This is a genomic window from Desulfosudis oleivorans Hxd3 (assembly GCF_000018405.1).
GTDB classification, from domain to species: domain Bacteria; phylum Desulfobacterota; class Desulfobacteria; order Desulfobacterales; family Desulfosudaceae; genus Desulfosudis; species Desulfosudis oleivorans.
Genome location: NC_009943.1, coordinates 2578308 through 2591617, shown reverse-complemented (window position 1 = coordinate 2591617; position 13310 = coordinate 2578308). Strand labels below are relative to the sequence as shown.

The window sequence follows — 13310 nt, the reverse complement described above, 5'->3', positions numbered from 1 at the left end:
ACGAAGATGATTGTCAAAATCGACCAAGCGTAAGAGCAAGAAAGATCGGCGGAAAACCCTATGAAACCTGTAGTCGTCATTCTGGGCCGGCCCAATGTGGGCAAGTCGACCCTGTTTAACCGTCTTACCCGCACCCAGAACGCCCTGGTGGATGATATGCCCGGCGTCACCCGGGATCGTCTTTACGGCGATGTGGAGTGGAACGGCGTTTTCTTTTCACTGGTGGATACCGGCGGTTTTTTGAGCGGCGACGATGATTTTTTCATGCCCCACATTCAGTCCCAGATTCATCGGGCCATTGACGAGGCCGATGCCGTGCTCCTGGTGTTTGACGGAAAGAGCGGCATCTCCCCCTTTGACCGGGAGGCCATGGCCTTTCTTCAGAGTGCTTCCTGCCCGGTGTTTTACCTGGTCAATAAGATCGACAGCCCGGAGCGGGAGGTGTACACCGCCGAGTTTTTCGGCCTGGGTCTGGACAACCTCTACCCGGTTTCCGGTGCCCACGGCTACGGTGTCACTGATTTTCTAGATGACCTGGTGAATGCCCTTCCCGAGACCGAACCCGAGCCCCCGGCCGACGACATGATCAAGCTGGCCGTGGTGGGCCGGCCCAATGTGGGAAAGTCCACTCTGATCAACCGCATTCTGGGCCAGGAGCGGATGATTGTCAGTGACGTGCCCGGCACCACCCGGGAGAGTGTGGACACGGTGTGCGAGATCGACGGCCGCTCCTACCTGCTGATTGATACCGCCGGCCTGCGCCGAAAGAGCCGGGTGTCGGTAAAACTGGAAAAGTTTTCAGCGATCAAGACCCTTAAGAGCCTGGACCGGTGCGATATTGCCCTGATCCTGGTGGACGCCGAGGAAGGGGTCACCGACCAGGATGTGACCATTGCGGGATACGCCTTTGAACGGGGGTGCGGCTGCATCTTTCTGGTCAATAAATGGGACCTGGCAAAGGAGCAGGAAAAGAAGGCCAAAACGTTCTATGACGACCTGCAGGACCAGGCCAAGTTTTTAAGTTTTGCCCCGGCTGTGACCATCTCCGCGGCCACGGGATTCAGGGTGAAAAAAATATTTGAACTGATCGACGCGGTCCATGCGCAGTACACGTTCAACATCAAGACCGGCGAACTCAACAACATTTTTGAACGGGCCACCCGGTCAAAGGAGCCGCCCTTTCACAAGGGCCGGCGCCTCAAGTTCAACTACGCGGTCCAGGTGGCCACCGGCCCGCCCACCTTTATCTGTTTTGTCAATTTTCCGTCCGGTGTCCATTTTTCCTATAAGCGGTACCTGATAAACGCGATCCGGCGGGAGACCGGGCTGGACAAGACGCCGATCCGCCTTTTTTTCCGCGAAAAGCCGGGCCGCATCGATTTTGCCGCGCTCAAGCCGTCGGAGAAAAGGGGCGGAAAAAAGACCCGCCGGAAATAGAAGCGGACCGCTTTGCGACTTTGCGGTGCAAAAAAAAACAAGCCAATTTCCCAAAATCAAAATTAAAGCCATGGGCGATCCCCTAATTTTGAGAGGGCCTCAGCAGTTATGACCAGTCTTTTTGACTACAGGGAGCAGGAATCACCTTCCGGCATGCGGCCCCTTGCCGACCGCATGCGGCCGGAGAAACTGGAAGACCTGGCCGGCCAGCCCCATGTCACCGGACCGGACTCCCTGCTGCGGTCGGCCCTTGAAAAGGGCACCCTGTTTTCCATGATTCTCTGGGGGCCCCCGGGCTGCGGCAAAACCACCCTGGCCCGAATTCTGGCCGGCATGACCGGGGCCGCCTATGTGCAGATATCGGCGGTACTCTCCGGGGTCAAGGAGATTCGGGAGGTGGTGGAGGCGGCCCGCCGGCGGCGGGGAGAGTTTCAGAAGGACACCATCCTTTTTGTGGACGAGGTGCACCGGTTCAACAAGTCCCAGCAGGACGCCTTTCTGCCCCACGTGGAGAGCGGCCTGGTAACCCTGATCGGCGCCACAACAGAAAATCCCTCCTTTGAGGTGATTCCGGCTTTGATGTCCCGGTGCCGGCTGATCGTGCTAAACCCGGTGCCGGAAGAGGCCGTCCGCCAGGTGCTGCTGCGGGCCCTGGCTGACACGGAAAAGGGCCTGGGCAAAATGGGACTTGAAATCGAACCCGAGGCCCTGGCCCACCTGGCGGCCCTGGCAGACGGTGATGTGCGCACCGCCTTGAACAACCTGGAGGCCGCGGCCCTGCTGCGGCCGGCCGGCACCGGCGTCACCATCACCCTGGCCGGCGTGGAGCAGGCCCTGGACAAAAAAGCCCTGCTCTACGACAAATCCGGAGAAGAGCACTACAACCTGATTTCGGCTCTGCACAAGAGCCTGCGGGGAAGCGACCCGGACGCGGCGGTCTACTGGCTGGAGCGCATGCTTTCCGGCGGGGAAGACCCGTTTTATATTCTGCGCCGCATGGTACGGTTTGCCAGTGAAGACATCGGCAATGCCGATCCTTCGGCCCTGGGCGTGACCCTCAACGCCATGGAGGCCTACCGGTTTCTGGGATCGCCGGAAGGGGACCTGGCCATTGTACAGGCCGCGGTCTACCTGGCCACGGCGCCCAAGAGCAACAGCCTTTACACCATGCACGGTGAGATAAAGCGTGTGGTGAAACAGACCGGGTACCTGCCGGTGCCCAAACATATTCGCAACGCGCCCACGAACCTGATGAAGGATCTCGGGTACGGCAAGGGTTATAAGTATGCCCACGATTTTAAGGAGGCGTTTGTGCCCCAGGATTACCTGCCGGAAAAGCTGGCTGGCAGCCTTTTTTATCATCCCACCCAGCGGGGATACGAAAAGACGGTCAAGGAGCGGCTGGACAAGTGGCGGGCGTTGAAGAAGCGATACCGGGAAAACGAAAAAAAAGGAGCACCGGATGATCGAGATCAAACACCTGAATAAGCGATTCGGCGATTTTACGGCCCTTTCCGATCTGTCGCTTTCCGTGGCAAAGGGCGAGCTGTTCGGATTTATCGGCCCCAACGGCGCGGGCAAAACCACCACCATCCGCATTCTGGGCGGTATCCTGGCCCCCACGTCGGGCAGTGTCCATGTGTGCGGCATCGACATGGCAGCCGAACCGGAAACGGCCAAAGCAAAAATCGGCTTTATTCCGGACCGGCCCTACCTGTATGAAAAGCTCACGGCCATGGAGTTTCTGCGCTTTACCGCCGATCTTTACAACGTTCCGGGTGCCGGGTTTTCCAAAAAGGCCATGGGAATGTTGCGGCAATTTTCTCTGGAAAACTGGAGCGACACCCTGATCGAGTCCTTTTCCCACGGCATGAAGCAGCGGCTGATCATGGCCAGTGCCCTGCTGCACGACCCCGAGGTGTTGATCGTGGACGAGCCCATGGTGGGGCTGGACCCGGCGGGCATCAAGATGGTAAAAAGGCTTTTCCGGGAGATGGCGGCGGCCGGGGTGGCGATTTTCATGTCCACCCACACTCTGTCCGTGGCCCAGGAGGTGTGCGACCGTGTGGGGGTGATTCACAAGGGCCGGCTCATTGCCACGGGTGACATGGACGACCTGACCCGGCAGGCCCATGCCGAGCGCACCGACCTGGAAGAGGTTTTTTTTCGGTTGACCCAGGAGGAGAGCCTGAATTATTAAGTAGTTTCCATCCATAAATGGCCTTTTTCCGCAATCTCTGCGTCAAACTGCGGGCTTCCTTGTGCGGCGTACAACACAGTACGCCTTCAGTCAGCCCTTGTTTTTCTTGACCTTGCGAAATCCCGCCATGGCGGGACTGGATTGGAAACACTACATGGTGTCATCCATGTTAAATGGATGGATATAAGGCAGTTTTTGGTAAAGGGAGGCTATTATGGTGGAAAGCGTTTTCAAAAAAATTCACTGGCTGGGGCACGACGGATTCCGCATCGACGGCGAGCAGGTCATCTATATCGATCCCTACCAGATCGCGGGCGGGCCGCCGGCCGGCCTGGTACTGATCACCCATGAACATTTCGACCATTGCAGTCCGGAGGATGTGGCAAGGATCCAGAACCCGCAAACCGTTATCGTTACGGAAAAGGATTCAGCGGCAAAGCTGTCCGGCGACATTCGGACCGTTGCGCCCGGAGACCGCCTGACCGTGGGAGGCGTGGCCATCGAAACGGTGCCGGCCTACAACACGGACAAGGATTTTCATCCAAAGGCCAAAGGGTGGCTGGGTTTTGTTTTTGAGGTGGATGGCGTACGGATTTATCATGCCGGTGACACGGACCGCATTCCCGAGATGGATAGGATTCAGGCCGATATCGCGCTGCTGCCGGTGTCCGGCACCTACGTGATGACCGCGGCCCAGGCGGTGGAAGCGGCCCTGGCTGTTAAACCGAAGATTGCCGTCCCCATGCACTACGGCGCCGTGGCCGGCACCGCCGACGATGCCCAGGCATTTAAAAAGGCCCTTGAGGGTAAAGTGGATGTGCGGATTTTGTCAAAAGAGTAGGGGGGTATTTTTTACGTCATTGCGCCGCGTGTCATTGCGAGCGAATCGAAGCAATCTTGTTCGCACAGACGTCATTGCGAGCACAGCGAAGCAATCTTGAACGTTTACCGTGAGATTGCTTCGTCGCTTTGCTCTTCGCAATGACGGGGAACTCTGTTTCTCGATAATGACCACGGATATGTGCTGCTGACCAATCGAAATCGGTATCGGTATCGGTATCGGTATCGGTATCGAAATGGATAAACGATTACGGGTACGAGCACGTGCACGGACACGAGCACGAGCACGATTACGAGCACGATTAAGATTAAAGCTATAAGGAAAGGAAGATCATGGGGTTTTTGTCGTCAAGCGTATCGGTTGTCTGCTACCAGGTCCAGGGCAAGCTGGCCCGGCCCATCAACGAGACCGTGGAGCAGGGGCTGAAACAATTTACCATTCGAAACATCGATAACGAGCCGTCAGACAAGGCCGTGGGCTGGACCTCTTTTGAAGCCCCGTTTTCCGCGGATTTTTCCGGGGCCTCGTTTTCCTATGGCACCTATTTCCTCTTTTCCCTGCGCGTGGACAAGAAATCGATTCCCGCCAAGGTGGTGGCCAAGTGCTGCGCCCTGGAGGCGGAAAAGCGGTTGAAACAGACGCAACAGAAGGTGCTGGCCAAAAACGAAAAAAAACAGATCAAGGAGAAGGTCCTCCACGATCTCGCCCTGCGGATACCGGCCACGCCCGGGGTGTTCGACCTGGTGTGGCAGTACGAGGACGGCCGGCTCTGGTTTTTCTCAACCCAGAAGGGGGCCAACGAAGAGCTGGAGACCCTGTTTGTCAAGACCTTTTCCCTGCGCCTGGTGCGGCTGTTTCCCTATACCCTGGCCGACCTGGCCTGCGATCTGTCGGCCCCGCAGAAAGACGCCCTGTTTAAACTGTCACCCACCCAATTTCTGGAGTAGCCATGCTGGATGTATCTGTCGCGTATAATCGGTATAAGTTCCTGGGCCACGAGTTTCTCACATGGCTCTGGTTTGTCATTGAAACCCGTTCCGACCACCTGAAAGATGCGGACGGGGCGCCTGTGACCCTGGTGCTGGGAGACCGCATCGTGTTGGAAAACCATCGCAAGGAGGCCCTGGAGACAGTCACCATCAAGGGCAGCGAGGCCGAGCTGGAAGAGGGCCGGCTGTCGGTGAAAAAGGGCGCCGTGGTCACGGAGCTGAACCTGCGCCTTCACCAGGACGACAAGACCTGGCGGTTTGATATCAAGGGCGAAAGCCTGTCGGTGGCCGGCCTTAAAGCGCCTGAATCCGATGGGGACAAAGGCGATATCGAGGCGGTGGTGCTGGACAAAATGGACCAGTATGAAAAGGTTCTGGCCTTTGTCCGTCACCTTTACAGGGAGTTTATCACCCTTCGCACCTCCGGCGAATGGGACAAAAAGACCCTTCACTCCATGCGCAAGTGGATCGCGTCGGCATAACCGGGGAACAACGGCGGCTGGGAGACCCCATGATTTCGATTCTGAGCTACAGGGACCATTCGACCACAAGCCGGGCCATTGACCTGTGCGCCGGTTTTGAGCACTTAAAATCCGGAGACCGGATCATTATCAAGCCCAATGCCGTGGGGGCCGATCCCGGCATGCCGTATTACGGCATGATGACCACGGCCACCGTGGTGGAAGGCATTGTCCGCGCTCTGCTGGACTTCGGGTGCCGGCCGGAAAATATCACCATCGGCGACGGCGGCGCTGTCCGCAGGGAGCTGGGATTGAATACCCGCATCATATTGACAGCCATGGGCATGCGGCACATCGCCCGAACCCATGGTGTTAAAATGATCGACTTTAATGAAGCTCCCATGAAGACGGTGGAATGCGGCACCCTGCAACTGGGAATCGCCCGGCCGGTGCTGGAGGCCGATTTCCTGATCAATGTACCGGTGCCCAAATACCACGACCAGACCGGCGTCACCCTCTCTTTGAAGAACCTCAAGGGGTGCCTGGCCCCGGCTGCCAAGCGCAGCTGTCACACGGCCCGGCTGGAGGACCATATCGCCGCTTTTAACACAAAGATCCCCTGCCACCTCACGGTCATGGACGGAATCTATTTTCTGCGGGGAGGCGGCCCCATGATCGACTCCGGCGAACCCTGCCGGAAGAACATGATCATGGCCGGCACCGACCGTATCGAAATGGATTCAGCCGCCGCCTGGATTCTGGGGGTCGATCCCAAAACCGTGCGGCACCTGACAACGTATGCCCGGCTTATGGACAGGGAGGGCGACGTGGGCCGGGTGACGTGGGCCGGGGAAGACCCGGAGCCGTTTCGGGAACCCTCCTTTGACGGGGAGATGGAGGTGTTCGGTCACAATTTCCAGCGGGCCGGCATTCGCGGCATTCGCATTCTGCCGCCGGGCCAGACCTGGTGCACGGGCTGCAACATCAGCCTGCGGGCCGCCCTGTACATGCTTTGCAAGGACAATCCGGGTCACGATTTCGGTGATGTGGAGATTGTCTGCGGCAAGCAGGCCCGGGCCGCCGGCGATGCCGCCCGCACCATCCTGTTCGGTGACTGTCCCGTAAAAACCCATGCCAGAAACACGAAAACGCGGGAGCGCCTGGAACTTTCCGGGTGCCCGCCGTCGTTTATAAAAGCCTATCCGGCCATGATGCGGTTTCTGCTGCCGCCCCCGAAGGCCGGATGGCAGGTGGGAAAAAACCTGACCCTGGGCGGGCTGACCCATACCGGGCTCTACCGGATGCGGTTTCCGTTTTTCGATGAGATGACCCGCTCAGCCCAGTTCGATCCCACTGATTTTTACCGGAAACGATAAACGCCGGCCGGTTATGAGGCAACGCCAGAACCTTCAATGACCCTGCAGCGACAAGACTTCAATGGCCTGAGCTTTAGGGGGCGGGTGTTCTCGCGTTTTGTTTTCCGGTTGCGCCGTTCTTTTCAGGCCGATGCTGCCCGGCAGTTCTGATTATTGTTCTCAGTGTGGCAAAGAGGTCGTGAATGAGACTGTTTTATAAAGTATATATTTTTCTGATCCTGATGCTGATCGTGATACTGGCGGGTGCCGGCTACATCAGTTATCGTCGTGAAGTTTCCCTCTTTAATGAGGATATGAAAAAAGACGCGCTGCTGCTTGGAAACGCTTTGTCCGGAATGGTTGAGCACACCTGGAAAGTCTCAGGTCCGGAAAAGGCGCTTGAACTGATTCGGGACGCGAATACCAAGGAACGCAGCATCGGTATCCGCTGGGTCAGTCTGGACTTCCCGGCCGCCGGCATGGAGGCGCCGACTGTACCGTTGAAAGAGATCGCTCCCTTGCTGCAAGGGGAGCCCGTTTCCTTGACCATGAAAAACGCGAATCGTGGATTGTGGCGCTTTACTTACATCCCTGTGCCCACAGAAGCTGGCGCTCATCGGGCCATTGAGCTTTCTGAATCATTTGTTCTGCTGGACCAATACATGAAAAACTCGCTGTTCCATTTTATCCTTACAGCGGCAATGATACTGCTGGCCGCCGGCGGGGTGCTCTGGTACCACTTTAAGAAATGGATTCATCAGCCGCTGGCCCTGTTTACCGAGAAATCCCGGCGAATCGGGCAGGGTGACCTGGCTCCTGACCTTGTTGTCATGGGGCGGGACGAGTTTGCCGTTCTGGGGCAGACCTTGAATGACATGTGCCGGGATCTTTCCGCCAGCCTGGAGACGGTTCGCAGGGAAAACAGACGCCGGATCGAAGCGCTTGAGCAGCTGCGCCATTCCGAACGGCTCGCCACACTGGGCCGTTTGTCCGCCGGCATGGCCCATGAAATCGGCACGCCGCTGAATGTCATATCCGGACGGTCCAGGATGATTCGCTCCGGGGATCTTGACCGTGATGAAGTTGTCGCGTTTTCAGCAATCATTGAGGAGCAGGCCCAACGGATAACAAAAATCATGCAGGGCCTGCTGGATTTCGCCCGGCGCAGAAAACCCGACAAGACCCCGCAGGATATGGAAACCATCGTGAAGCAGGTGCTGGATATGCTGGCGCCCGCCGCAAGCAAAGCCAGGGCCGTTTTTAAGGTCATCCGACATGGCGATATACCGAAGGTTCCCATGGACACCATTCAGGTTCAGCAGGTATTGACCAACATAGTGCTCAACGGCATCCAGGCCATGGAGAAGGGAGGGCAGCTGGAAGTCGAGCTTGATGTTGAGAGAAAAAGCCATCCTGAAGCGGATGTGGCGGCTAAGGCATATCTGTCGATTCGCATCAAAGATGAAGGAAAGGGAATTCCGGCGGAACATCTCCAGCATCTTTTTGATCCCTTTTTTACCACCAAGGAAGTGGGCCAGGGCACCGGACTCGGGCTTTCCATCGCTTATGGCATCATTGAGGAGCATGGCGGATGGATTGAAGTGGACAGCACACCCGGCCAAGGCACCTGCTTTACCGTTTTTCTGCCGTTTTAGCCTGGATGTTTCATGCCCCTCCCCGGCTAATATCGTGGTAACCTCCCCCCTCTTTTTTACCGTCTCTCTGTAGGGTCATTTAGGCGGGTAATTTTTACCCAGTGGGTAAAAATGTTTCACCCAACCAATATATAACAGTTTGGTATTATTATATCTATTTTTGGCATGGTTCTTGATAAATGTGCTATTGCATGCAGTTCGAGATAGTCAACCTGCTTAATGGAATGGAGGTGCCGTGATGAAAAAAGACAGAAAGGTACAACACCACATGGATCCCTACCGTGTTCTGGTTGCAGAGGATGATTATGAAATGAGAAAGCTTCTGGCCGGAACGCTTAAAGATTCCGGTTATGATGTGGTGGAGTGTCCGGACGGAATGGCCATGCTGACGCATCTGGCCGCCTTTCTGCTGCCGGATGAGTTTTCGCAGGAAAAGATCGATCTGATTATTTCCGATGTTCGTATGCCCGGCATCACCGGAATGGAGGTGCTGGAAGGAAAACCCCGACATCGCGCATTTCCGCCCATGATCCTGATTACCGCTTTTGGCGACGACCAGACCCACGCAATGGCGGCGCAGTTCGGAGCAGCTGCCATGCTCGACAAACCGTTTGACATGGATGACCTGCTGGGGAAAATGACAGAGATCCTCCATTGACAAACGGCCTGCATGGGTACAGGCGGATATCTCTTTTTATCTGCCCACATGACACAGCATTGCCATGAGGCACCCGGGTCAGGTATTCCCCTTGTAGTATATTTTTATCTGGTTGGTATCGTTATGCCGCTGGCCCGGCGTGGGCTGGCCCGACGTGATCACGATGCTCTCGCCCGGGACAAAGGCGCCGGATGTGCTGATGAAGTGTTCCACCCGGTCCAGGTGGTCGGCGATCCGGTCATCCACATGGACCGGCTTGACGCCCCACAGAAAGTTGGCGTACCGCAAGGCCTCCAGGTGAGGTGACAGGGCGTAAACGGTCCGGGCGGGACGGCAGGCCGACAGGGTGGCCGCGGTATGGCCGCTGACCGTGTGGCAGGCAAGGGCCCGGCTGCCGGCATGGTCGGCCACCAGGCAGGCCGAGTAGGCCAGGTGCTTGCCCACCTGCTCTTTGCCCCGGGGCCGCCGGGGGCCGCCCATCTTTTCCGCCATGAACCGTTCCGTGTGCTCCGCTACCTGGGCCAGCATGCCGGCCGCCTCCACCGGATATTCGCCCACCGCTGTTTCCTCGGACAGCATCACCGCGTCGGCCCCGTCCATGATGGCGTTGGCCACATCCGCGACTTCGGCCCGGGTGGGAAGGGGGTTGTGTACCATGGAGAGCAGCATCTGCGTGGCCACCACCACGGGCTTCTGGTGTTCGGCGCACATGTCGATGATCCGCTTCTGAATTACAGGCAGGGCCGGAAGGGAACACTCCAGACCCAGGTCTCCCCGGGCCACCATGATAACGTCGGCCTCGGCTACAATCTCCTGAAAGTGGTCGATGGCGTTCATGCGTTCGATTTTGACAATCACCGGCACTTGCCGGCCGTGGTGTTCCATCTCCTTTTTTAGGTCCACCACGTCCTGGCTTTTCTGGACAAAGGAGAGGGCCAGGGCGTCGATGCCGACATCCAGGGCGGCAGCCACATCCGACCGGTCCTTGGCCGTCAGGGCCGGCAGGTCAATGGCCAGGCCGGGAAAGGAGATGCCCTTGTTGGACGATACCAGTCCGCTGTTTTGTGTCTCCAGTTCAAAAACCGGGCCCGCTTCCGTGTCAAGCCGTTTCCGGACCCGGAAAACCGGAATGCCGTCGCTCAGGATCACCGGGGCGCCCGGTTTCAGCTGTTCTAAAATTTCGGCAAGCTCCAGGGGCAGGTAGAGCGCGTCGCCAAAGGCTCCCTTTGCCCGGGCCGGACCCAGGCGCACCAGTTGGCCGGTGGCAACCGACAGAGGAGCCCCGGCCACCTCGCCGATGCGGATCTTGGGGCCGCTCAGGTCGCCCATCAGGGTGAGGATGGTGCCGGTCTGCTGTTCGATTTCACGGACCGATTGAATCACGTCGGCAAAGTCGCCGGGACCGGCATGGGAAAAATTCAACCTGAATATCGTGACGCCGACCGCCACCAGCTTTTCAATAACAGCCCGGTCCCTGGAGCGGGGTCCGATGGTTGCAATCAGTTTGGTCTGCATGGGTTTTCCTTTTCAACCGTAACGAATGTGAACATGGGCCCAGCATCGTTCCGTCGATGCGGGTTTTGATTCCAACTTATAACACAGTTTTTAGGCAAATTCACCCGGCACACGTTCGTATGACCAACGGGTTTCAGCTTGACATCGCGGTCCGGCAAAAGGCAGAATCCTCTTATGAACCGGATGCTCAATCACTACCACCGTATCACCGGGTATGACCGTCATGCCATGGTCCCCCATTCGCTGGACTGGGAAAACCAGCCGTCGCCCTGCAAGATTTACCAGGGTCTTGGGGGGGTGGATCTGGCTGACGTCTCCTTGCTGAATGACACGCTCTTTTCAGATGTGATGGAAAGCCTGACGCCTGCGGCTGCAGGCCGGACGATGAGCCTTGAAGCCCTTTCCAGGGCCTGCCTGCTCGCCAATGGACCGACCGGCCGTTCCCGGCAGGGCGATGGCTGGTTTTACTACCGCAGCGCCCCGTCGGCCGGGGCGCTTTATCCCAACGAGCTCTACCTGGTCTGGCCGGGAGCCCCTGACCTGGAGGCGGGTGTTTACCATGTGGATGTGCATAACCGGCGGTTGACCCGCCTGCGCCGGGGCGGTTTTGCGCCTTTCCTGCGTTCGGCCTGCCCGGCTTTCGGCAAGGCAGTCAGGGCGGTCTTTGTCGTGTCGGCCCTGTTTTTCAGAAGCGCCTGGAAGTATCGAAAGCGGGCTTACCGGTACGTGCTGCTGGACGGCGGGCACCTTGCGGAGAGTACCCGCCTGGCCCTGGCAGCGGCGGGGTTTAGCGCATCCGTGGTTTATGATTTTAACGATGCCGGTCTCAACCGGCTGCTGGGGCTGGATGAAAAGCGGGAAGGGGCGATTGCCTGTATCGGGATCAACGGCCCGGCCATACCGGAAACACCTGGCACACAGGACGTTGATAACCTGCCCGGCAATGTGCTACAGGCCGGTCGCGTGTCAAGCCGGGAGAAGATATACCCAGAGATCGTAAAAGTTCATGCCGACAGCAGCGCCTGTGGGCCATCGGCTGCGGTGCCACGTATCGGTGCAAACGACCTTGGCCTTGCAATCGAATCGTGGCAGCCGGTTTCCGGATCGGGCGGGTTGCGTGCCGCGCCCTGGAAGATGGGCTATGCGGAAGCAGTGGTCCGTCGCCGGTCCCGGCGTAATTTTGTGCCGGCGCGGCTTTCCGCCGTGCAATTTTCCGGCCTGCTGGAATCAATCTGCCGGGCGTATCTGTCGCCGGACCGGGAGCATCCGGCCGGGGCCTGTGGCACGATCTGTACCGGATTTTTATGCCGGAACGCAGAAGGACTGGAGCCGGGGTTTTACCTGGTTGACCCGGAAAAGCGGCAAATCGGGCGGGCCGGGTCCGGGGACCTGACCGTCGCCATGACCGACGCCTGCCTTAATCAGGCGTGGCTGAAAAACGCGGCCCTTCATTTTGTTTTCATGACAAACCTGGAAATCCTGGATCAGGATCTGGGTTCAAGGGGATACCGCCATGCCATGATGAGCGCCGGCCGCTTGGGCCATGTGCTTTACCTTTCGGCCACGGCGCTGGGGCTTGGCTGCTGCGGCATCGGCGCGTTTTACGACCGGGAGGCCGAACAGATACTGGGGCTAAACCCGCCATCAGCCATGCTTTACCTGGTGGGAGTCGGGCCGGTGCCGGACCGGGGCTGATTCACACTATCCGTTGACGTTTCTGTTTTTGAAAAGGTAGTGAAAGACGTCGGTCACGTAGACAATGCCCGTCAGCCTGCCGTTGTCCACCACCGGCAGGCGGCGGTACTTGTTTTTCACCATGCGGTCGACAAGGGCCATGACATGATCATCCGGGCTTGCCGTGACCGCGCCCCGGCTCATGATGTTTTTTACCTGTTTGCCCTTGAGCTCCCGGACGGCCGGTTCCAGCATGCCTTCCCATGCGACATACTCGCCGTCGATGCCGAAGTTTAAAAAGGTGGGCCGCAGGTGATAGAGGATGTCAAACAGGGTGACCACCCCTACCAGCTGCTGCATGTCATTGGTCACCATCAGGCTGACGGTTTTGTATCCGGTCGGGCGCAGCCGGCCTTCCAGAATCTTGGTGATGGCCTGCTCCACCGGCGCGTTCTCGTTGATGGAATCAAAGTCCCGGACCATGATGTCTCTTGCGCAATCCGGCATGGTTGTTGTCCTTTCCTT

At 58.0% G+C, this 13310-nt stretch carries 12 protein-coding genes; 10 read left to right on the top strand and 2 right to left on the bottom strand.

The features are described 5' to 3' along the window. Positions 1 to 60 precede the first annotated feature (60 nt). From der to DOLE_RS10925, 9 genes are all read left to right on the top strand, one after another. Positions 61 to 1437: a ribosome biogenesis GTPase Der gene (der, locus tag DOLE_RS10965; RefSeq protein ID WP_012175550.1), complete on the top strand. Its 1377-nt coding sequence runs from the start codon at positions 61 to 63 to the stop codon at positions 1435 to 1437. 108 nt (positions 1438 to 1545) lie between these two features. Further along, positions 1546 to 2925 carry a replication-associated recombination protein A gene (locus tag DOLE_RS10960; RefSeq protein WP_012175549.1) on the top strand — a complete coding sequence of 460 codons (1380 nt, stop codon included), beginning with the start codon at positions 1546 to 1548 and terminating at the stop codon, positions 2923 to 2925. Continuing rightward, entirely contained in the window at positions 2900 to 3637 is a 738-nt protein-coding gene (locus tag DOLE_RS10955) for an ABC transporter ATP-binding protein (protein ID WP_012175548.1), read from the top strand. Before DOLE_RS10960 ends, DOLE_RS10955 begins: the two co-directional genes overlap by 26 nt. A 214-nt stretch (positions 3638 to 3851) precedes the next feature. Continuing rightward, complete coding sequence (locus DOLE_RS10950) at positions 3852 to 4478, top strand: MBL fold metallo-hydrolase (protein WP_012175547.1); 627 nt, start codon at positions 3852 to 3854, stop codon at positions 4476 to 4478. 332 nt (positions 4479 to 4810) lie between these two features. Further along, positions 4811 to 5425: a recombination-associated protein RdgC gene (rdgC, locus tag DOLE_RS10945; protein WP_012175546.1), complete on the top strand. Its 615-nt coding sequence runs from the start codon at positions 4811 to 4813 to the stop codon at positions 5423 to 5425. A 2-nt stretch (positions 5426 to 5427) separates the two neighbouring features. Then, complete coding sequence (locus tag DOLE_RS10940) at positions 5428 to 5949, top strand: hypothetical protein (RefSeq protein ID WP_012175545.1); 522 nt, start codon at positions 5428 to 5430, stop codon at positions 5947 to 5949. Positions 5950 to 5978: 29 nt separating this feature from the next. Next, positions 5979 to 7304, top strand: a complete 1326-nt coding sequence (locus DOLE_RS10935) for a DUF362 domain-containing protein (protein ID WP_012175544.1) — start codon at positions 5979 to 5981, stop codon at positions 7302 to 7304. Positions 7305 to 7486: 182 nt separating this feature from the next. Continuing rightward, positions 7487 to 8938, top strand: a complete 1452-nt coding sequence (locus tag DOLE_RS10930; protein WP_012175543.1) for a sensor histidine kinase — start codon at positions 7487 to 7489, stop codon at positions 8936 to 8938. Between the two features lie 238 nt (positions 8939 to 9176). After that, positions 9177 to 9596, top strand: a complete 420-nt coding sequence (locus DOLE_RS10925; RefSeq protein WP_012175542.1) for a response regulator — start codon at positions 9177 to 9179, stop codon at positions 9594 to 9596. A gap of 78 nt (positions 9597 to 9674) precedes the next feature. On the opposite strand, the gene pyk is transcribed toward DOLE_RS10925, so the two are convergent. Beyond that, entirely contained in the window at positions 9675 to 11111 is a 1437-nt protein-coding gene (gene pyk / locus DOLE_RS10920) for a pyruvate kinase (protein WP_012175541.1), read from the bottom strand. 174 nt (positions 11112 to 11285) lie between these two features. Here pyk and DOLE_RS10915 point away from each other — a divergent pair, with 174 nt between their 5' ends. Then, positions 11286 to 12806 (top strand): SagB/ThcOx family dehydrogenase, encoded by a 1521-nt coding sequence (locus DOLE_RS10915; RefSeq protein ID WP_041280516.1) that lies wholly within the window; start codon positions 11286 to 11288, stop codon positions 12804 to 12806. A gap of 6 nt (positions 12807 to 12812) precedes the next feature. Here the strand turns inward: DOLE_RS10915 and DOLE_RS10910 are convergent, their stop codons facing one another. Then, a complete protein-coding gene (locus tag DOLE_RS10910) occupies positions 12813 to 13292 on the bottom strand; it encodes a CBS domain-containing protein (protein WP_012175539.1) in 480 nt (159 codons plus the stop codon). Between the last annotated feature and the right edge of the window lie 18 nt (positions 13293 to 13310).

Coding starts and splice junctions, on each gene's coding strand:
- der (WP_012175550.1), top strand. CDS start 61: ATGAAACCTGTAGTCGTCATTCTGGGCCGGCCCAATGTGGGCAAGTCG.
- DOLE_RS10960 (WP_012175549.1), top strand. CDS start 1,546: ATGACCAGTCTTTTTGACTACAGGGAGCAGGAATCACCTTCCGGCATG.
- DOLE_RS10955 (WP_012175548.1), top strand. CDS start 2,900: ATGATCGAGATCAAACACCTGAATAAGCGATTCGGCGATTTTACGGCC.
- DOLE_RS10950 (WP_012175547.1), top strand. CDS start 3,852: ATGGTGGAAAGCGTTTTCAAAAAAATTCACTGGCTGGGGCACGACGGA.
- rdgC (WP_012175546.1), top strand. CDS start 4,811: ATGGGGTTTTTGTCGTCAAGCGTATCGGTTGTCTGCTACCAGGTCCAG.
- DOLE_RS10940 (WP_012175545.1), top strand. CDS start 5,428: ATGCTGGATGTATCTGTCGCGTATAATCGGTATAAGTTCCTGGGCCAC.
- DOLE_RS10935 (WP_012175544.1), top strand. CDS start 5,979: ATGATTTCGATTCTGAGCTACAGGGACCATTCGACCACAAGCCGGGCC.
- DOLE_RS10930 (WP_012175543.1), top strand. CDS start 7,487: ATGAGACTGTTTTATAAAGTATATATTTTTCTGATCCTGATGCTGATC.
- DOLE_RS10925 (WP_012175542.1), top strand. CDS start 9,177: ATGAAAAAAGACAGAAAGGTACAACACCACATGGATCCCTACCGTGTT.
- pyk (WP_012175541.1), bottom strand. CDS start 11,111: ATGCAGACCAAACTGATTGCAACCATCGGACCCCGCTCCAGGGACCGG.
- DOLE_RS10915 (WP_041280516.1), top strand. CDS start 11,286: ATGAACCGGATGCTCAATCACTACCACCGTATCACCGGGTATGACCGT.
- DOLE_RS10910 (WP_012175539.1), bottom strand. CDS start 13,292: ATGCCGGATTGCGCAAGAGACATCATGGTCCGGGACTTTGATTCCATC.